Annotated in this window: 13 protein-coding genes, 1 pseudogene and 1 riboswitch; of the genes and pseudogenes, 10 read left to right on the plus strand and 4 right to left on the minus strand. The window is 39.3% G+C overall.

All coding sequences use genetic code 11. From position 1 onward, the window contains the following. Window position 1 precedes the first annotated feature (1 nt). The 6 genes from NSR00_RS01185 to NSR00_RS01210 all read left to right on the plus strand — a co-directional run bounded on the left by NSR00_RS01185 (window position 2) and on the right by NSR00_RS01210 (window position 9,686). Window positions 2–1,294, plus strand: a complete 1,293-nt coding sequence (locus tag NSR00_RS01185; protein ID WP_340786413.1) for a TIGR02679 family protein — start codon at window positions 2–4, stop codon at window positions 1,292–1,294. 792 nt (window positions 1,295–2,086) lie between these two features. Then, window positions 2,087–5,332 carry a type I restriction-modification system endonuclease gene (hsdR, locus tag NSR00_RS01190; RefSeq protein ID WP_340786416.1) on the plus strand — a complete coding sequence of 1,082 codons (3,246 nt, stop codon included), beginning with the start codon at window positions 2,087–2,089 and terminating at the stop codon, window positions 5,330–5,332. Next, window positions 5,333–6,814, plus strand: coding sequence for a class I SAM-dependent DNA methyltransferase (locus NSR00_RS01195; protein ID WP_340786418.1), 1,482 nt, complete (start codon window positions 5,333–5,335; stop codon window positions 6,812–6,814). It begins immediately after the preceding gene. Continuing rightward, a complete protein-coding gene (locus NSR00_RS01200; RefSeq protein ID WP_340786420.1) occupies window positions 6,811–8,145 on the plus strand; it encodes a restriction endonuclease subunit S in 1,335 nt (444 codons plus the stop codon). The genes NSR00_RS01195 and NSR00_RS01200 overlap by 4 nt, the downstream gene beginning before the upstream one ends. Before the next feature lie 910 nt (window positions 8,146–9,055). Further along, window positions 9,056–9,310 carry a hypothetical protein gene (locus NSR00_RS01205; RefSeq protein ID WP_327848799.1) on the plus strand — a complete coding sequence of 85 codons (255 nt, stop codon included), beginning with the start codon at window positions 9,056–9,058 and terminating at the stop codon, window positions 9,308–9,310. Continuing rightward, window positions 9,300–9,686, plus strand: coding sequence for a retropepsin-like aspartic protease (locus tag NSR00_RS01210; protein WP_340786423.1), 387 nt, complete (start codon window positions 9,300–9,302; stop codon window positions 9,684–9,686). The genes NSR00_RS01205 and NSR00_RS01210 overlap by 11 nt, the downstream gene beginning before the upstream one ends. Before the next feature lie 485 nt (window positions 9,687–10,171). Here the strand turns inward: NSR00_RS01210 and NSR00_RS01215 are convergent, their stop codons facing one another. Then, complete coding sequence (locus NSR00_RS01215) at window positions 10,172–11,035, minus strand: SDR family oxidoreductase (protein ID WP_066249957.1); 864 nt, start codon at window positions 11,033–11,035, stop codon at window positions 10,172–10,174. A 1,275-nt stretch (window positions 11,036–12,310) separates the two neighbouring features. Between NSR00_RS01215 and NSR00_RS01220 the strand changes: the two genes are divergently transcribed. From NSR00_RS01220 to NSR00_RS01230, 3 genes are read left to right on the plus strand one after another with little or no spacing between them, the layout of a single operon-like run. Beyond that, window positions 12,311–12,484 carry a hypothetical protein gene (locus NSR00_RS01220; protein WP_327859218.1) on the plus strand — a complete coding sequence of 58 codons (174 nt, stop codon included), beginning with the start codon at window positions 12,311–12,313 and terminating at the stop codon, window positions 12,482–12,484. Beyond that, complete coding sequence (locus tag NSR00_RS01225; RefSeq protein WP_340786427.1) at window positions 12,469–12,930, plus strand: SRPBCC family protein; 462 nt, start codon at window positions 12,469–12,471, stop codon at window positions 12,928–12,930. Before NSR00_RS01220 ends, NSR00_RS01225 begins: the two co-directional genes overlap by 16 nt. Beyond that, window positions 12,923–13,303, plus strand: coding sequence for a VOC family protein (locus NSR00_RS01230; RefSeq protein WP_340786430.1), 381 nt, complete (start codon window positions 12,923–12,925; stop codon window positions 13,301–13,303). Before NSR00_RS01225 ends, NSR00_RS01230 begins: the two co-directional genes overlap by 8 nt. Before the next feature lie 66 nt (window positions 13,304–13,369). On the opposite strand, the gene NSR00_RS01235 is transcribed toward NSR00_RS01230, so the two are convergent. After that, the gene (locus NSR00_RS01235; protein ID WP_340786432.1) at window positions 13,370–14,413 is read right to left on the minus strand and encodes an LLM class flavin-dependent oxidoreductase; all 1,044 of its coding nucleotides are present in this window, start codon (window positions 14,411–14,413) and stop codon (window positions 13,370–13,372) included. A gap of 578 nt (window positions 14,414–14,991) precedes the next feature. Here NSR00_RS01235 and NSR00_RS01240 point away from each other — a divergent pair. Then, window positions 14,992–15,186 (plus strand): hypothetical protein, encoded by a 195-nt coding sequence (locus NSR00_RS01240; protein ID WP_340786434.1) that lies wholly within the window; start codon window positions 14,992–14,994, stop codon window positions 15,184–15,186. A gap of 85 nt (window positions 15,187–15,271) precedes the next feature. On the opposite strand, the pseudogene NSR00_RS17975 reads toward NSR00_RS01240, so the two are convergent. Both NSR00_RS17975 and NSR00_RS01250 read right to left on the minus strand, forming a co-directional pair. Then, window positions 15,272–15,403, minus strand: a pseudogene (locus NSR00_RS17975) (ATP-binding cassette domain-containing protein); the annotation flags it as partial. An 818-nt stretch (window positions 15,404–16,221) separates the two neighbouring features. Next, a riboswitch (cyclic di-GMP riboswitch) is annotated at window positions 16,222–16,310 on the plus strand. Between the two features lie 720 nt (window positions 16,311–17,030). Beyond that, window positions 17,031–18,146 carry an IS4 family transposase gene (locus NSR00_RS01250; RefSeq protein WP_340786439.1) on the minus strand — a complete coding sequence of 372 codons (1,116 nt, stop codon included), beginning with the start codon at window positions 18,144–18,146 and terminating at the stop codon, window positions 17,031–17,033. Between the last annotated feature and the right edge of the window lie 357 nt (window positions 18,147–18,503).

Below are 18,503 nucleotides of genomic sequence, written 5' to 3' on the forward strand. Positions count from 1 at the left end.
CATGTTGGAACAAAAAGTAGCGGATGCTGTTGAGTTTTTTCGCGGTGAACCTGGCTTTCACCGCCTTTTTTTGCTGATGAAAAAGAAATATCAATCACTCGGGAGAATCGGCGGAACGGTCAAATTAGACGGTTTTTCCTTTGAAGAAAAAGAAGCGCTCGGGGCGTTTTTTGGGAAGGATTTTCATCAAGAATCTACTCCTTCGGTTTCATTAAAAATGTTTGCCGAACAATTAGAGAAAACGCGCTTTGCCGGTATACCGCTCGTTACGCTACTTGAGAATTATTTTGGTGAAGACATTACAACCAATCAAGAGAAGAGGGAAACAGATCGGAAGAAAAAAGAAGAATTTTTTCAAAACCTTATTCATCAATATCCCGAACAAGCAAGGCTTCTGTCTTTTATAGCTGAATCAGCTCCCCAAAACCGCTTTATTCATATCGCCTATTCGCAAGATCGGGAACATTTGGAGACTGTTTTAAAGAATGTGTGCACTGCGCTTCAACATTTGCCGAAAAAAGGTGATTATGAACGTCTTTCAATTTTTTCACAAAAAGTGCTAAAAGATCCGCACGCATTTGACTTGCATACGTTTCAAGGAAAAGTATTTCTTCATGCACTTCAATTTTACTCTGATCAAGACTATGACTTATCCTCAGTCGAGGAAGTCAATGAGCTCCTGCAATCATTTGGCATTTTACGGGAAGATATTTTAAACTTTGTGACATGTGCGGGAATTTTGACAGAAACGGAACAGGGAATTCATTCTGTGTTTGCTTCTGCTGTAAAAACCAATACAGTACTCAATGTGCCATTGCGGGAAATATTGAAGTTAAAACGTGCATATCCTGCTAAGGGGCAGACCGTATTTGTCGTTGAGAACTCAGGCGTATTTTCCGCTTTGTTGGATTTATTTCCTGACGCTTTCCCGCCGCTGATTTGCACAAATGGGCAATTTAAACTAGCGTCACTGATGTTAATAGACTTAATCATCCAAGAAGGTTGTCAAATATATTATTCTGGAGATTTTGATCCTGAAGGACTAAAAATGGCGCAGCGATTAAAGGAGCGGAATCAGGAGCATATTCATTTATGGCATTTCCAATTAGAAGATTACTTAGCGTCATCTCCAGAGGTTTTGCTGTCGGATGACCGAGTAGCGAAACTAGAAACTGTTACAATCGAAGAATTGCAGCCGATCAAAGAGAAAATGCGGAAAATAAAAAAAGCTGGGTATCAAGAAGAAATCCTGAAGAAGCTTTATGAAGGTATTTGTCGCCACATGTGGGATTAGGCTGGAAACATGATTTGCGAGTCTGTTCCCATTCGATTTGCTAACAATGTGCGAATGGGGACAGGTGGTTACATAGTAAAGAAAATACACGTTTGGATAGACGTACTTACTTTTCGAGTTTATATGATCATATTTCATTATTTGAGGTTTTAAGCTTTTTGTTGGTTTTAAATTAACTCGAATGTCTATTTCTTTTTCTATATGATGAGCTTGCTCATTTTGGTGCAAGTGGTCAATAATTCCTATGTTGAAATGGAAAGAAAAGCGAATTATTTTGCAGCTGCTCTAATATTGCCGTGGAAGCTCTTCCTATACTCATATAAAGCTAGAGGGGTTTATTAATTGAAAGAAATTTTGGATGGTTTCTATAAATGCGATAATTGTAAGAAGTTATCATATATGTTTAATAAGTTACAATTCAATACCAATGCCAGCAAAAGCAAATGTCCCAAAGGAAATAAAAACATTCAGTTGAAATTAAGTTGGACCGCCAAACTTTAATGGAGAAAAGATTTGAATGTACCAAAACAAGATTAACCTAGAATTAGAAATTTTGCATCAACTCCTTCAAGGAAATTCAAAAAATTTGCGGTTAAAATAAACCAGATTTTACAAGTTCAAGCATCTGAAAGGATCGGATTTGAAATTGGCTAGTATTTTTAGACCCATTCATTTTTACACAATTATACGGACATAACTCTATTAAATAGATGTATGACTGGAAATAATATATATTGTAAAATTTATGCTAAAATAGCACTATATACATGTTCTTATGGGTGAGGTGTGTATATGTCGCACAATTTTCGCTTTTTAGAAGAAAAATGGGAAGTTCTCGCCCGTGTTGGGGAAACAGCTGAACGAAATGTCTATCAAAATCCAAATGTGGCGATAAGTGAGCTTAGAAAATTTGCTGAAACTATAACAAAATATATTTTAGCGTTAGAAGAAATAAAGGAAGAACGCAGAACTGATCAACAGGAGCGTCTGAGAATTCTTTTTTATGAGCAAATTCTGCCGAAGGAAATATATGACTTATTTACGGTCATTCGTTTGAAAGGGAATCAAGCGGTACATAATCCGAGCTATGGTGAAGTAAATGAGGCAAAAGCTTTATTGCATATGGCGTTTCGAATTGCGGTTTGGTTTATGGAAGTGTATGGCGATTGGTCATTTCAAGCTCCAGAATATATCGAACCGACACCGCAAACATCTATATCAGAAGATGAATTGAACCATGTAGTTAAGTCATACGAAGAAAAGCTTGCTCATTTGGAAACAGAGCTTGAGAAGATACGCAAAGAACAGCTATATATTAGCAGTGAAGAGAAACAAAAACGACGTGAGTACTCACAACGCGCCGTTGCCAACTTTGAATTGACGGAAGCAGAAACCCGTATTCTTATTGATCAGCAATTACGAGATGCTGGCTGGGAGGCTGATTCAGAAAAGCTGCGTTTCTCAAAAGGAGTTCGTCCGGAAAAAGGAAAAAACATGGCGATTGCGGAGTGGCCTTTAAAACATGGTTACGCTGATTATGCTTTATTTATTGGCCTCGAGCTAGTAGGGATCATTGAAGCGAAACGTGCTAGTAAAGATATCCCATCTGACATTGAGCAAGCAAAAGAATATGCAAAACTTATTGTTCGGCATGGCCATGAAGTGATCCATGAACCATGGGGAGATTACTATGTTCCATTTTTGTTCGCAACCAATGGCCGCCCCTTTTTAAAACAGCTAGAACAAAAGTCAGGCATTTGGTTTTTAGATGCGCGGAAATCAACGAATCACCCGCGACCACTTCAAGGATGGTACACTCCTCAAGGACTGAAAAATCTATTAGAAAAAGATACGGAACGTTCGGAACAATTTTTGCGTGATGAAAAATTTGATTATCTTAAATTACGAGACTATCAAGTCAAAGCTATTCAAGCGGTCGAAAAAGCATTGGAAGAGAAAAAACGCAGCATTTTAATCGCCATGGCAACCGGAACAGGGAAAACAAGAATGGCGATTGGTCTCATTTATCGATTGATCAAAGCAAAGCGTTTTAATCGTATATTATTCCTTGTCGACCGAAAAGCTCTTGGAGAACAAGCGGAAAGCGCTTTTAAAGAAAGTAAGCTGGAAAATTTCCATACGTTCACTGAAATTTATAGCTTACAATCGTTATACGATCAAAAACCAGATGATGAAACAAAAGTACATATCGCTACCGTACAAGGAATGTTAAAACGCATTTTCTACAACGAGAAAACAGAAGACATTCCATCGATTGATCAATATGATTGCATTATTGTCGATGAAGCCCATCGAGGCTATACACTAGATAAAGAGATGAATAACATAGAAATTGAAATAAGAGATCACAATGACTATGTAAGTAAATATCGAAAAGTACTTGATTACTTTGATGCCGTTCGCATCGGTTTAACAGCAACTCCTGCGCTGCATACAACAGAAATTTTTGGACCGCCGGTTTTCACTTATTCTTATCGTAAAGCAGTCGTCGATGGATATTTAGTCGACCATGAACCACCGTATCAATTTGAAACGGTATTAAAAAAGGAAGGAATCACTTGGGCCAAAGGTGAAACAGTCGACGTATATGATACGGTTTCCGGCACAATTTCACAAGAGTACCTTGAAGATGAAGTGAATATTGAGGTTGCACATTTTAATACAAAAGTTATCACAGAAAGCTTTAATCGTGTTATTATACGAGAGTTGACGAATTATATTTCTCCGGACGATGAAGGCAAAACATTGATATTTGCAGCGACAGATGATCACGCAGACTTAGTCGTACGTCTTTTAAAAGAAGAATTTGAAAAAGTATACGGTGAAGTCGAAGACAATGCGATTATGAAAATTACAGGCTCCATTAAGGATCCATCAGGTGCGATTCGACGCTTTAAAAATGAAAAATATCCAACTATTGTTGTGACGGTGGATTTGCTAACGACAGGTGTCGATGTTCCAGCAATTACAAATCTCGTCTTCTTGCGCCGCGTTCGCTCTCGGATTCTTTATGAGCAAATGCTAGGCCGAGCAACGAGAAGATGTGAAGAAATCCGAAAAGATCACTTTAATATTTTCGATGCGGTTGGAATCTATGAGTCTTTAAAACCATATACAAGCATGAAGCCTGTTGTCACTCGACCAAATATTTCACTGACTCAATTAGTAGAAGAATTAGAAGGTTTAGAAAAAGAAGAACACCTTCAACATCAACAAGAACAAATTATTGCCAAAATCCAACGAAAAAAACGCCAATGGTCAGAGAAGCAGCACCAAGACTTTAAAGTATTATCTGGTGGAAAAACAGTTGATGAATTTATAGATTGGGTAAAAAACTTGAATCCTGCTGAATTAACTGGACAGTTAAAAGAGTACAAATCGATGTTCCGTTATATCGATGAAAATCGCTATCGGGAAAATAAACAATATATTTCCACGCATGAAGATGAACTTATTGGAGTTAAACGCGGATATGGAAATGCGGAAAAACCGGATGATTATTTACAATCATTCGGGGAGTTTATCCGGAACAATATGAACAAAATCCCTGCGTTAATGATTGTATGTCAACGTCCAACTGAATTAACGAGAGAAGAGTTAAAGAAATTGCTGCTTGAACTGGACCAGAAAGGTTTTTCTGAGAAAAAATTACAAGCAGCTTGGCGCGAGGCGAAAAATGAAGACATCGCAGCGGACATCATCGCCTTCATCCGCCAGCAGGCTTTAGGCGATCCGCTTATTAGTCATGAAGAACGAATTAAACACGCCATGAAGAAAATTTACCAAATGAAAGCGTGGCCGCCTGTTCAAAAGAAATGGCTAGAGCGAATCGAAAAGCAGTTGCTGCAAGAATCCGTTCTTCATCCGGACCCTGAAAAGGCTTTTGAATATGAACCTTTTAAGAGCCGTGGAGGCTTTAAACAATTAAATCAAATTTTCGATGGACAATTAGCACAAATTGTTCGCGAAATTAATGATAATTTGTATAACTATCACCAAAAGAAGGAGCAAGCGTAGATGAACAACAGAGAAATCGTCCAAAAACTATGGAATTTATGTAACGTTCTTCGTGATGACGGCATTACGTATCACCAATATGTGACAGAGCTAACATATTTGCTGTTCTTAAAAATGATGAAAGAAACCGGTCAAGAATATATGATTCCTGAAAAATATCGCTGGGATTCGTTAGTAGAAAAAGACGGGATCGAACTTAAAGAGCATTATCAACAGCTGTTGCTTGATTTAGGAAAAGAGGAAAATGAATTATTAAAACAAATTTATACAGATGCGACATCTAATATTAGAGAACCAAAGAACCTAGAAAAAATTATTCAATCGACCAATAACTTAGATTGGTACAATGCAAAGCAAGAAGGGTTAGGGGATTTATACGAAGGGCTGTTAGAAAAAAACGCGAGCGAAGTGAAATCGGGAGCGGGGCAATATTTTACGCCTCGCGTCCTTATTGATGTTATTGTAGAACTTGTGAACCCACAGCCGGGAGAACGTTGTCACGACCCGGCTGCTGGAACTTTCGGTTTTATGATTGCGGCGGATCGTCATATTCGTGAGCAAACGGATGATTATTTTGATTTGTCACAAGAAGAAATAGAGTTCCAAAAATATAAAGCTTTCTCAGGAGTGGAGCTTGTCAGAGACACGCATCGTCTAGCGGTCATGAATGCGTTGCTTCATGATATTCATGGGGAAATCTTGTTAGGCGATACCCTCTCTTCACTAGGTGAAAGTTTGAAAAATTTTGATGTGATTTTAACGAATCCGCCTTTTGGAACAAAAAAAGGCGGCGAGCGGGCAACACGAACTGACTTCACCTTTACAACATCGAACAAACAGTTGAATTTCTTGCAGCATATTTACCGCGCTCTCAAGGCAAACGGCAAAGCTCGTGCCGCGGTTGTCCTTCCAGATAACGTCTTGTTTGAAGGCGGGGTAGGAGCCGACATTCGCCGCGATTTAATGGACAAATGCAACTTGCACACGATTTTACGCTTGCCAACTGGCATTTTCTATGCCCAAGGAGTGAAAACGAACGTTTTATTCTTCAACCGCGGGACATCAGATGTCGGCAACACAAAAGAAGTATGGGTGTACGATTTACGCACGAATATGCCTTCCTTCGGCAAACGGAATCCGCTAACGAAAGAACATTTTGAAGGATTTATCAAGGCTTATACGGCAGAAGATCGCAGTCAAGTCAAAGACGAGCGCTGGAATGTGTTCACACGTGAAGAAATTGCGAAAAAAGGTGACAGCTTGGATATTGGTTTAATTGCTGATGAATCCTTGTCCGTCTACGAAAACCTGCCAGACCCAATCGAATCTGCAGAAGAAGCGGTGGAAAAATTAGAACTAGCGATTTCGTTACTAAACGAAGTCATTGCCGAGTTAAAAGCTGTCGAACAACCGAACACCTACCAAACAGATTCTAAAGAAATGCTAAAAGTCGCAGAAACATCTGAGGTGCTTAAAAAATGAGCAAAAAGAAACAAAAATCGATGGAAGAACTACTGGAAGAAGCATTAGTACCGGAAGAAGAACAGCCTTATAAAGTGCCGGAGAATTGGGTGTGGGTTTGGTTTAAAGAGGTTGTTCAAAGTATCAGTAATGGTAAAAAACAAATTCCTCAAAAATATTACAAAGAAAATGGGTTATTGCCTGTAGTAGATCAAGGACAGCAATTAATATCAGGTTATACAGATAAATTTGAACTACGTTTTTCTGATGAACTTCCAGTCATTATTTTTGGTGATCATACAAAGTGCATTAAATGGATTGATTTTGATTTTGTTCAAGGTGCAGACGGTACTAAGATATTAAAACCTTTAGAACTTATCTATCCTAAATATCTATATTATCTTTTACAAAATGTTAATCTTCCAGACAAAGGATATAGCAGGCATTTTAAATATTTGAAAGAAACGCCCCTACCAATTGCTCCTCTTTCAGAGCAAAAACGCATTGCTGAGAAAATCGAGCGGCTTTTTGGGAAAATTGATGAAGCGAAGCGGTTAATTGAGGAAGTAAAAGAATCTTTTGAGCTTCGACGGGCAGCGATTTTGGATAGGGCGTTTGGAGGACGATTAGGTACAAATGATCCTAAAGAGAAGAGTATGTTCGAAACTTTTAATGAGTTGACAGAAAAGGATCTTATTCCAAAAGAAGAGCAACCATATGAAGTGCCAAAGAATTGGGTGTGGGTAAAAACAGGTGCTATTTTTGAACAAATTAAAGAACAGGTACTACCAGTTGGAAATGAAACCTATGTAGGTTTAGAGCATTTAATAAAAGGTGGAGGTATATCTCATACTGAGTTAGCTAAAGACATTAAGAGTAAAAAGGTTGTTTTTAAAAAGGGAGATGTATTATATGGAAAGCTTCGTCCTTATTTGAATAAGCATGCAGTTGTTGATTTCGATGGTGTAGCTTCTACGGATATACTTGTATTAAGGACTGAACATAAATATCTTAATCAACTTTTAGACTACTATTTGGGACTTCCATCGACTATAGATTATGCAGTTTCAAATAGTAATGGTATTAATCTTCCAAGGGTATCACCAAAAAAAATGAATGATCTCCCTTTCCCGCTTCCACCAAAGAATGAGTGGAAAAGAATAGTTAAAATTTTAGATAAAATGTTATATAATTTAATTGAAGAACAAACTTTAATTGAACAATTGGAAGCGGAATTGATTTCACTAAAAAATTCGATTTTATATAAAGCCTTCCGTGGCGAGCTCGGTACGAACGATCCAACCGATGAACATGCGATTGAGTTGTTAAAGGAAGTGTTAAAATCTAAATAAAATATTTATGTAGGAGGGGCTGTCTAATAAGTCGTTTTTTGGCTTATTGACGGCCCCCCTTTTATGTTTTAGAAACGTTGATATATCGATGTTTATGATTTTTTGTTATCAATAGGGATTTGACTTTCTGGACAGCCCCTCTTCATTGCGCAAAGTTGTGAAGCGGGATAGTACACTCATTCAACATTGTCTTCGTCATTCTGTTATTTGTACTACGCATATTAACTACAACAGACCACATACTTACTTTCTTGCTAACACATTTGCTAACGTAATTATTTTTTTAAGTTAAATTTAATGAACGGAGTTAATTTTCAACAGCTAAAAAACCTTGATAAATCAAACTTCTTTTGCATATAATTTACAGGCTTTCTTATTCAAGGAGAACGAAAATAGGGAGAACGCTGGATTTTTGAACTTCCCCTCCTCATTGTCCGATCTGCCCGACTTGCTTCGGACGGACAACTAACATGTCATCGAAACGAAAACAATGGATTCATGGCTATACTGGGTTGAGCTTTCCATAGAAAGACATCGCTGCCAAGCCTGTTTCCTTACAGTTACTGTTTCCTATCCGGGTCTTCCGTCTCACAGTATCGCAACGGAATCGTTTCAATATTGTGGGTCGCCCAGTTACGTATCGGAAAAACGATTCAAGAAGTCGCTCGCTTGTTATAACTCGCTTACACAACAGCAGAACGCTGGTTTTATCAATATACTCCGACTCTTTGACCAACATCGAATCCTACAAGTAGTATGTACGATCGTTAAATGCATAAATGTAAAACATTCGGCGAAATGAATTTTTATCTTTCCGCTAGTGATGCATATTGCATCAGAGGTGCCTATTCTTTTTTCAGTTTTCGGGTAGTGATATAATCAATTAAAAGAACAAGTTGAGGTGATGGAGATGGAATGGCAGGAAGTGCGTTCACTGTATCCGAACCAATTTGTGAAATTACAGGTATTGAAGTCTCATTTACAGGGTGATCAGGAGATTATTGAAGAGGTGGCTGTCATTGAAACGGTTTCGGATGAGGATGCAACTCGTGAGTTACTGCAATCAAAAGGGGATCAGCTTGTTTATCACACTAGTCACAAGGAGATTGTCTTAAAAGTTCGTGGAACGATTGGTCTGAGGGGAAATTTTCGTTATGCAGATTGAATATCGTGATGGGTTGTTGTTTACATCGATAGAAATTGTTTATCAAGGAAGGTATAAGTTGATTGATAATATGGTCATTGATACTGGTGCTGTCAAAACACTGATTTCTCAAAATGTAGTAGAGGATATTAATTTACGAGTAGAGATGGGCGATCATATTGTTACTTATTACGGAATCGGAGGAAAAGAGCACGCATTTATGAAGAAATTGGACTCTATTAAATTAGGTTCTTTTCAACTGAGAGAGTATGAGATTGATTTTAGTGGGATGGACTATGAAGGGATTAACGGTTTGTTAGGATTAGATATATTGCTAGACGCTGGACTTGTTCTAGACCTAGACAAATTAGAAATGTACCGTTCCGGTCCAAAATAAAGGATAGGTGTCTGTGATTCAAAAAAGAATTCGTGCCACTGTGCATCATCCGAAATATGTCAAAGTGCGGTAGATATCAGTAAAGAGAGCCTTTGATAAAATCATCCGACTCTTTTTTTGATTTATATTCAGAAAATTCTGTTTAAAATTCCGATCTTTTTCCTCTTCATTCCGCATTTAGCAATTGGTGAAGTAAAGATTCACTGACTTCGAAATCTGAATTATATTGAAATACCTAATCACAACATCTTCTGTTAACACTAAGTCAAATATGATTATACTTGCAACCATCTTTATCCTGTTCAATTAAAAACTCGAAACGGAATGTCCGTCCCGAGTTTTTAATTGAGCTTGATTCCTAAAAGTTTAAGCTATGTCACTCTTGACATCTCTTGTTTTTTTGCTACCGAACTAAGATAAAGCAGGTCATGAGTTTGCAGCCATTGGATGTTCTGTTTTTTCATTTTATGTCATTTGGTCAATTTTTAATTTTTCAGGGCTTGTTTTACGGTTTCCTTCAGAGGGGTCAAGGATCCGATCAGTTTTTGCAGATCATCTGATGTTTTGGACGCTTCTCCTTTGGAAATCGCGTCATAGATCGCTGCCGTAATTTCAGCAAACGGCTCAGGGACACCAGCGTTTACGAGGAAATTTTTCTCTTCTTCGAATGAGACAGGCTGATGCACGACTTTTTTGCCGGAAACCTCGGAGAGAATTTGGGCAAGTTCATCAAAGGTCCACGGTTGATTGGAAACAAGGTTATACGTTTTGTTTTCATGCCCTTCCTCTGTTAGCACCGTTGCGGCAGCCAAAGCAAGTTCATTGCGTGTTACTGAATTAACGATCCCGCTTCCCGCATTCGTAACAATTGCTCCAGATTCTATGGATGCGCGCAGCCCCTCATTTACAAAAAAGTCCGTATATAAGGCATTACGCAGGAAAGTATACGGGGTATTGGTCGTACGGATGGCATATTCCGTTGCTAAATGAACGTATGCAAGGGGAATTAATGACTCCTCAGCAAAGGCATACCCTGTGTAAGCAATATGTTTGACTCCAGCATCTCTGGCAGCTTTTACGACATTTGCATGTTGAACGATACGAAGCGTATTATCAGAATCCGGACCTGAGATAAAGAGCAGCTTGGAGACACCTGCAAAAGCCTTTTGAAGAGATTCCGGTTGATTATAGTCGCCATGGCGAACTTCCACGCCTTGATCGGCAAGAGTAGAGGCTTTTTCAACATTACGCACGATGGCAATGATTTGACTGGCGGGAACTTTTTTGAGCAAATGTTGAATCACAAGCCCACCGAGTTGACCAGTAGCACCAGTAACCGCAATTGACATAAACATTTCTCCTTTTTTTCTAAAGATTTTTTGAATAAATAACATCATCTAGGTGGCGAAGCCAAAAATAAACGAAGGCGGCCGCAATTAAAGACTGGATTGAGGAATGACTGTTTATTATGTATTTCGGCCATTCTTGCCCACCATTATAATTGCATCAGAAATGTAAATCAAATCTTATGCCTGTGCTGCTAAACAAGGTGAACGCCTCCTATCATTTTTGTCGCGCCTATCATAGATAAGGCCGTGCAATCAAAATTCTTACAAGTCAACTCCTCTTTTTAGCTTTTTAATAGTTTGCCCCTGTTGTTCAACTCATGAAAAAGTTATTTTCTCTTTCCCTAAACTAGATAAACCTATGATGCTTCGTGTTTTTTTTATATATGATAGAGATTTTTTGTCCTCTTAAACAGTTTTTGTTACATTCACATAAGGACAGGGGATCTGGGGTAAGTTCTTAAATTGAGGAAAAAATACTCCAAAACAACGGTTTAATATTCTGAATTTTCTGTTAAAATGTAGGTGAGCAATTCATAAAATTTTTTGAAGGAGAGGGCTCAACATCAGATTGCCGATCCATATTGAAATCGGTGGAGGTATTGAAACGGGGAGCTTTACTGAAAATATAGCTGAAAGCGACAAATCGATGGAAGTCTTTCAAAATCGTAAGTTATAGATCTTCTAGATAAACCTGATCCGGTTTTACGAAGTTTACAGGGGAGCCGATTGCCACTTGCCCTTTTTGTGGTGAGTTACATGTCTATTTCGATAATCCTGATTCGGTTTATTTTACGAAGTTAGTTGGAGTGAGGATTTCCATTGGTTCTCAATGTCGTATGCTATAAGTCTATTTCGATGATTCTGATTTGTTTTTACGAAGTTTGCAGGGGCAAGGATTTCTATCGGTTCTCTTTGTCATGAGTTATAAGTCTATCTCGATAATCCTGATTCTGTATATTTTGTGAAGTTTGAAGGGGCTACGATTCCTACTTGGACTCTTTGTCCCTTGAGGTTGGTGATGGCAGAAATGCAGAGCATCCGTTCGTTCATTTTGTCTGATGGAAAGAAAAAGGTTTGATCATTTAATAGAGTGATTATCCTCAAATAATGACGAAAAAGCTGGCTGCATCCAATACAAATGAACGGCCTCATCCAACTGACTTATTTGCATAGTTGCGAAGTACAACCTGTCGTGCAGTATCCATGCCGCTCAGGATGCCGTCAAAAAGATTTTGATCCTATCGTGTTTCTTTTTTCACTGAAAAGAGGGGAGGAATGAAAATGCCAGGGGCCGTTTTTCGACAGGCTGTTCAGGATGCGACGGGAATTACCTGGGAAGAATGGGTTGCCACCTTGAAACAGGCTGTGGATCCTTCTTGGTCTCACGAACATATGAAGGAGCACATATGCGAACAATTTCAGGTGTCGGATGAATGGGGGAATGGCTGACCGTCAAGTATGGACAGCTGCTCGGCAGGATTCCTGTTGGTGTCACCAAAGATGCGGGCGTTCAAATCGGCGTCCGAAAAACGATAAAGGTGGAGCAGGAAAAGGTTTGGGACTATTTGACTTCGCCGCAAGGCTTGCCCTTATGGATCGGGGACGTCTCCGAGTTTCGACTGCAAAAGGGTTACGAATTTAAATCTAAGGAAGGTATCTGCGGGAAACTTACGGTAGTTTTGCCATTTCGAAAGCTCCGCATGAAATGGAAACTTCCGGAATGGGAAAAGCCTTCCCGGCTTCAATTGTATTTGCTGCCCACGGATTCAGGCAAAACGACGATCGCCATCCATCAGGAAATGCTGGATGATGTCTATGTAAGAGAATTGATGAGACGCTTCTGGGCAGACAAGCTGGAGCAAATTAAAAATTATTTGGAGGGGCGCAATGAATAGATACAGTCATATCGATTTAAGAGTAAATTCATGGGAGAAAGTGTGCACGTTTTATGAGAATCTTCTTCCTGCATTGGGTTTTACCCGCACTTTCCATTCGGAAAAATGGAAAGTGTTTGCAGCGGAGGGAGAGCTTCCGAGCGTTCCTTATTTCGCTATCACGGAAGATCCCAATCATAAGCCAAACGAGAATTTGATCGGGTTTTGGGCGCATGACCGGGAGGAGGTGGACCGGATTGCAGAGCTTGTTGTTCGATATGGGGGCACCATCGACAGCGGCCCCTGGCAGTTCCCGATCAGCCCGACTTATTATGCGGTTTATTTTCAGGATCCTTGCGGAAACAAGTATGAAAAGGTCCACCGATTAAATTGATTCAGCACCCGTTGTTGCCCAGCCGAAACCTTTTCGTTGCTGCTAGCTTCTTTTAGTGGATATCGGTTACGGTTTCCGATTTGTGCGGGCAATTTCCCGCTTGACGACCGGTGCCACTTTAGTACCCAGCAGTTCGATGGCACGCAACACTTTTTTGTGCGGCAGCGTGCCGACGGTCAATTGCAGAAGGAATCGATTGTGGCCGAAAATTTCATGCTGGAACAAGATTTTTTCGATCACTTGCTCAGGGCTGCCGACAAAATTGGCGCCCCGTAAGGAAAGAGAGAATTCAAACTGCTCCCGGGTCAATGGCGGCCAACCGCGTTCCCGTCCCAGCCGATCCATCATCGTTTTAAACGCTGGAAATGCAATGTCAGCTGCTTCCTGCGACGAATCGGCGAGAAAACCATGTGAATTGATACTGAGGTGTGGCGTTTCGTGCCCCGCCTTTTGCGCTGCCTCCCGGTGTAATTGAGCAAAGGGCGCGAACCGTTCGGGCAGACCACCGATGATGCCCAGTGCCATCGGAAGACCGAGCATGCCTGCACGGACGGCCGACTCCGGGGTTCCTCCAACGGCTATCCAAACCGGAAGCGGATTTTGCAGGGGCCGCGGATAGATCCCTAGATTGTCCAGCGACGGACGATGCTTTCCCGCCCATGTGACCCGTTCGGATTCTCGCAGCTTGAGCAGCAGATCAAGCTTTTCTTCAAAAAGCTCGTCATAATCTTTCAGGTCGTAGCCAAAAAGGGGAAAGGATTCGATAAACGAACCGCGGCCGACCATGATTTCAGCGCGGCCTTGAGTGAGCAGGTCCAAGGTGGCAAATTGTTGAAACACCCTCACCGGATCGTCAGAGCTTAAGACGTTTACTGCACTGGTCAACCGAATGCGTTTGGTGCGGGCCCCGGCAGCGGCAAGCACTACCGCTGGAGCCGATACGGTGTAGTCGGGACGATGATGTTCACCAATGCCGAACACATCCAGTCCGACTTGATCGGCTAGTTCAATTTCCTCCATCAAGTTTTGCAGCCGTTCCCCCGGGCTGATCAATTGACCGGTTTCCGGATCAACCGTCCGTTCTCCAAATGTGTAAATGCCGATTTCCATCCGTTGGCCCCTCCTTTGATTACTGTTCGTTCATACCGATGTTAGATTTATCTTACCCTATTTATTCGACGCCAGGCAATAAAAATGGCTTAAGGCAACAATCGCCTTTCCTCAAGGGTGTTTTGCTATGGATGGGAAGTTCGTTTCGGACAATTTTATCGTAAGAAAAATTTAGCTGACAGGGAAGACGAGATGCCCCAAGATTTTTCCCTAATTCGCTTATGGAGAGGGAATGCTGGTGTGTTTGTCGCTGCCCCAACGTTTTTGATTCATTAGCGGAACGGGAAAACCGCACGGTGCTTTTCATATCCGTTGTTCGCTTCCAGACTGGGAATAACGCCTGTCTATTATCCAAAAGCATTTTTCTCCCGGAAACGGGCATTTTTGCGGAACCCAAAAATCATGACGTATCTTCATAGAGGCTTCTTTAGAATGCTGAGAGCGGAGGGATTCTTTCTTCCATCTATTTAAAATAAATCTTAACGTTTGCCGGATATCCAACATATGCCCATACAAAAGCCGTGGCGAATGCATAAAAAATATTGAGATGTAAATTGTTACAACGGGAGGTATGGAAAATGTACCCGGAACGTCAATTTTTCGGAAGGAGACCCTTTTTCTTCGAAGGGCGGAACCCCTTTTTCTTCGGTGCGCCGTTTTTTGGTGGCTTGCTCGGTGGCTTTTTAGGTAGTGCACTGGTAGGACCGCGGCCATATCCGTTTTATCCGCCGTATTACGGAGGATTTTATGGCGGTTATCCGCGCTATTGGTAAACGAAAATTTTTTCGACGAGCTGTCTTAAACGGTCATTTTAGAATGACTTTAAGACGGCTTTTTTTATCCGCAGATTGCAAGATGTAATTCGGGATCAAAGGCAGATGTCGATTCATCATATAACATCGCTTTTGGTTCCATAGCAAGCTCTTGTGCAATTGCCATGCGCTGTTGTTGTCCTCCGGAAAGTTGACTTGGGTAATAGTTCATTTTTTCAGCTAAAATCAACTTTTTTAAAATAATTCTCCGCAGTTTTACGAGCGGCTTCCTAGGAATTGTTGAGGGCTTTATCTGTACCAGCCATTTCGTCACCATTGGAAATAAGTTAAAGCATCGAAGAGCCCTTCTTATTTCTTTTCAAAGAGCAGCTACATGCTTTTCATTAAAAAAATGTCCAACTATTTTAACTGTTCCTGATGTAGAAAGACATCTTATTCTATTGGGATATGCCCTGTATAGATTAAAATTCATAACTGTACCAAGCTTAAGGTTAAGGCAAAAATTTATGTTCCATTTTTCTCTGCCTTTCTTTTCTTAAACAGAGTATATTTTTCTATTTTAAGTGGTACAAAAATAAGTCCATAATCAGAGGTCATTCCCCGTCTGTATGTAAATCATCAATATTCTGGAAAAGCTTTACCCGATAAGCCACAAAAATAAAGCGGACGGAAGAAAAAGAACAAGTTTTCTTCGTCCGCTTTTTGTATTGTTTTTTATTAAAAGTGGTTGGCTTTGTGTCATAGCTTCTGTCATGTAGAGAATAAATTGAAAAATTTACTACCTTCCATAGGTCTTTTGTCTTCACCAATAAAGAAATCAAGAAGCTGACTACTACACGTCGGCTTGTTACTAATCAATTGATCCTAAATTTCTAATGATTAACAGGTCAATTGTCATGCATTCAATTAAAACTTTTTACCTATCAATTTCAAAAATAGTTCATTTTAACTATACCATTTTCACTATAAAATTTGTTATACAATTAAGTAAGAGATATTATTTGATAAATTCCTTCAAATTTCTACAAAAATATAATTTTGTTTCGGCAAACTACTCGAAAGGGTAGGACGCAAAGCTAAAGGGGCTAAATCTATTTTGATAGACATGCCAGCCAGCTGCCCTTCCTATAAAGAATGGTTTTGATTCTTTTTAAGAAGGTTATTAGCGGATGTATTGTCTATTCAACTGCCCTCTTTAGAATTTTTAAGGGCAGTTTTTTTATTTTTACATAGGAAAGGAGGCTTGGTGATGGAGTAAAATAAAAATACATATTTGGCAAAGTTCGTTCTATTGGCCCATTGTAAAAACATCTCAATCGTTCTAAACCCTCTATGTCAAAAGGGAGTATGAATTTCCCAGGGAATATTCCTGAAATTGATTTACTTCAACGCCTTCCCGGAATTTCATCTACTGATTAAACAGATTAGTGGTAGTAATAGTTAAGGAAGTAGATGTAGGAAATATTTCATGCATTAAAAGAAGTAATCGACATCAACGAAGAGCAACTCCAACCCTACACCTACTATTCCCAAAAATTATAAAAAAATTTTTTGTTAAATCACAAAATTATCCAATTGATTCAGTTTTGTTTGAGATTGGTAAAAATTACAAAAATAAATCAGTGTAAGGACAATAATGAAAAGTCTGCGATTAAAGATTATTAGTGGATTTGTCGTTGTTATTTTATTATTTACTACCATTAGCATTGCATAAATATAGTTAGAATTTTCTGTTAATTAATTTTTGTGAATTTGTGCCAAAAAGACAAAACCTAAAGAAAGGTGGCACTGCCCATTTAGTAAATATATACAGTTAAACCAGAGCGACAACGACAAAAGGGAGATTATGGACTGGCTCGCCCATCAAATTTTCGCAACCAAACATAAGCTGGTTTCCACAGAGCTCTCTTTAACCAACGAGTAATTCGAAGTAGGGATTTCTTACTTTTCATCTCCAATTGAATGAGAACATGTAAGCAATACGTGATAAGGGCTAAGAAAATTTGATTTTGAATAGCTGTTTCACTCATCCCATAAAAGTGCTTAATTTCCACGTGTTGCTTGAGCCATTTGAAAAAGAGCTCAATAGCCCAGCGAGATCGGTAAATATCACTTATCTCTTCTGGTTTTAAATCAAATCGGTTGGTGATGAAACGAAGTAAGTTCCCTTTTGTGTCCGTAACTTCTAGTAGACGAAAGACATTTTCAGTACGATTTTGTGTGGTACCAATGTAGACCATTTTATCGGATAGAACGTGACAATCATCAGGAAGTGAAAATGTATAGACTTCACGAATGACTGCGTTTTTCTTCAGTCTTGAAACGAAGAAATAGCCATCATCTGTCATCCGATCAAAACGTTCATAGTCCACATAACCGCGGTCAAACACATACATGGCTTCTTGATCATCCACTAGGACTTCGAGTTGATTTCGGTCATGTTCTTTTGCTGTCGTAATCACTGCTTTTTCAGGATAGACGGTGTCTTTATCCATGAAAACGAGCCGTAAGTGTAGCTTTACACCAGCTTTTGTTTTACGGAATTTTGCCCATTTATAATGGGTCAAATTCAACGGGAGTGTACTTGAATCAATGATTTTCAGTGGCATATTCTTTCCGTTTTGATAATGGTACCGTTGAATTTTCCAAACAAGATCCAAGAACAAATTGGCAAGAATTAGTGGGTGGATCTGATTGTTTTTTCGGGATAGCTGAGAGGCACTTATCGATTCAAATCCGAGTGCTTTTTGAAGATCTTCGTCTACAAGTGCATCACTCATTTCCTCTAAGCTCTTAAATTCGAGCAGTTGGGCTACCAATAAAAGTTTAATATAGGCTTCTGTTGTCAGCTTTTTTGTGTAATAGTCCTGTTTCAATTCTTTGACTTGTTCGCTAAGTTTTTGAATATTTATGGGTGAAACCCATTTACCAAATGATGAAATTAGTGTATTCTTGTCCATAACAGTTATCCTTTACGATTGGATTTGGACAGGAACCACCTGTACTTCCATTGTAAAGGATTTTTTTGTTTCGAAATCAATAAAAAATTGAACATTCTTAGTATTTTGAATCATCAGATTTAATTACTGCAATGCTAGTGAGATTTTGTCAATGAATTTTTTTTATCCCTTCAGCAAAAAGCACTGGCACGTTTTTCTTGATTAAAGCAGCATATGTAGAAAGGATATTATTTTTTCAACCAAATTCAGAATTGATGAAGAACATAAATGCCCAAAAGTTTGCAGGAAGAGGATATCAATCGATAGTTCATATTGTGGAAATTCGAAAATTTATTTTGTTTCTTATTGCGGCCAAAG

Source organism: Aeribacillus sp. FSL K6-8394 (assembly GCF_038008865.1).
Lineage (GTDB): Bacteria > Bacillota > Bacilli > Bacillales > Aeribacillaceae > Aeribacillus > Aeribacillus composti.

Bases quoted from the DNA above. Each gene is read 5' to 3' on its own strand.
- NSR00_RS01205 (WP_327848799.1), top strand. From the start codon at position 9,056: ATGGAATGGCAGGAAGTGCGTTCACTGTATCCGAACCAATTTGTGAAA.
- NSR00_RS01215 (WP_066249957.1), bottom strand. From the start codon at position 11,035: ATGTCAATTGCGGTTACTGGTGCTACTGGTCAACTCGGTGGGCTTGTG.
- NSR00_RS01250 (WP_340786439.1), bottom strand. From the start codon at position 18,146: ATGGACAAGAATACACTAATTTCATCATTTGGTAAATGGGTTTCACCC.
- NSR00_RS01225 (WP_340786427.1), top strand. From the start codon at position 12,469: ATGGGGGAATGGCTGACCGTCAAGTATGGACAGCTGCTCGGCAGGATT.
- NSR00_RS01185 (WP_340786413.1), top strand. From the start codon at position 2: ATGTTGGAACAAAAAGTAGCGGATGCTGTTGAGTTTTTTCGCGGTGAA.
- NSR00_RS01240 (WP_340786434.1), top strand. From the start codon at position 14,992: ATGTACCCGGAACGTCAATTTTTCGGAAGGAGACCCTTTTTCTTCGAA.
- NSR00_RS01220 (WP_327859218.1), top strand. From the start codon at position 12,311: ATGAAAATGCCAGGGGCCGTTTTTCGACAGGCTGTTCAGGATGCGACG.
- NSR00_RS01235 (WP_340786432.1), bottom strand. From the start codon at position 14,413: ATGGAAATCGGCATTTACACATTTGGAGAACGGACGGTTGATCCGGAA.
- hsdR (WP_340786416.1), top strand. From the start codon at position 2,087: ATGTCGCACAATTTTCGCTTTTTAGAAGAAAAATGGGAAGTTCTCGCC.
- NSR00_RS01200 (WP_340786420.1), top strand. From the start codon at position 6,811: ATGAGCAAAAAGAAACAAAAATCGATGGAAGAACTACTGGAAGAAGCA.
- NSR00_RS01210 (WP_340786423.1), top strand. From the start codon at position 9,300: ATGCAGATTGAATATCGTGATGGGTTGTTGTTTACATCGATAGAAATT.
- NSR00_RS01230 (WP_340786430.1), top strand. From the start codon at position 12,923: ATGAATAGATACAGTCATATCGATTTAAGAGTAAATTCATGGGAGAAA.
- NSR00_RS01195 (WP_340786418.1), top strand. From the start codon at position 5,333: ATGAACAACAGAGAAATCGTCCAAAAACTATGGAATTTATGTAACGTT.